This window comes from Oleiphilus sp. HI0117, from assembly GCF_001635235.1.
The window spans coordinates 1-1,123 of sequence record NZ_LWGA01000029.1; the positions used below are offsets into that span (position 1 = coordinate 1).

2 protein-coding genes are annotated in these 1,123 nt (G+C 45.1%); both read right to left on the reverse strand.

Annotated elements, in window-relative coordinates; all coding sequences use genetic code 11:
• Nucleotides 1–530, reverse strand: a 530-nt coding sequence (locus A3757_RS00670) for an FKBP-type peptidyl-prolyl cis-trans isomerase N-terminal domain-containing protein (RefSeq protein ID WP_068738975.1), incomplete at its 3' end; no start/stop codon positions are given.
• Nucleotides 531–595: 65 nt separating this feature from the next.
• The coding region (locus tag A3757_RS00675) for a WS/DGAT domain-containing protein (RefSeq protein WP_156506064.1) at nt 596–1,123 on the reverse strand (528 nt) is incomplete at its 5' end.

The window sequence follows — 1,123 nt, forward strand, 5'->3', positions numbered from 1 at the left end:
ACAAAGCGCCACTTTGAGCCGACAGGCATCATTGATAAACCTTCCGTCCAACCGGGGATAACCTGATCTAATGCAAACTCAGCGGGTTCATTTCGGGTAATAGAGCTGTCAAAAACCTGGCCATCAATGAATGAGCCGTGATAGTGAACGCGTACAGTCTGATCAATACTAGGCTTATCGCCCTCTGCACTTTCCAGAATTTCGTACTGTAGACCTGAGTCGGTAACTTGTACGCCTTCTCGCTTGGCATTTTCATCTAAGAAAGTTTTGCACAAATCCTGATACTTCTCGGTACGATCTTTCTCGAACTGCATGCGCTTTTCTTTAATCGTGTCATAGGCTTCGTTGAGTTCGCTTTCGGACAAAGCCGAAGGTTCACCATTAAAGCATGCTCGCAAAGCCTGAATCGTTGCTTCAATATCCATTCCCTCGAAGCGGTTCTTTTGCATCTGACGGCCAAACTGCCATCCAAATCCATAGCTCACTTTCTGCTCGAACGATTGAGGTTTATCTTCAGTCTTCTTTGTCATATCTCTATATCTACTAGTCGTTAAGTTTGTTACTTGCCAATCGAAATGGTCAGTAGGGTAATATCTTAGATGTCAGCGGCCACTTCCAATTCCTCTAATCCCTTCTGTACATAATCCAGCAAACGCTGCATAGACGGCAAGGTGCGGCGGCAAGCCGTAAAGCCGAATTCTAACTGATCTACATAACTGACCAAAGTAATATTCAAGGCAATACGATCCAGAGGTATTGAAACGGGATACATCCCCTCTAGCTGCGCACCATTCCAATACTGTGTTTTCTTTGGCCCTGGTACATTAGAAATAACAACGTTGAATGCCTGAAGTTTTTCCGACAAACCCGTTAACATATTCAAACCAGCGGGTGCCAAGGTCAAAGCGGTATAATTGATCGCTTCTTCAAGCGACATCTGTGAGTATCGCTCTTTGGAATCTTTGACCGAATTTTTTACCATTTCCAAGCGTTTAGCTGGGTCAGCAACATGGGTTCCCAGGCTAGCAAGGATCATCGCAATTTGATTTCCCGCCGCACTATCATCTCGGCGCATAGACATTGGAACCATCGCAACTAAGGGTTTAGTGGGTAAGGAATGTTG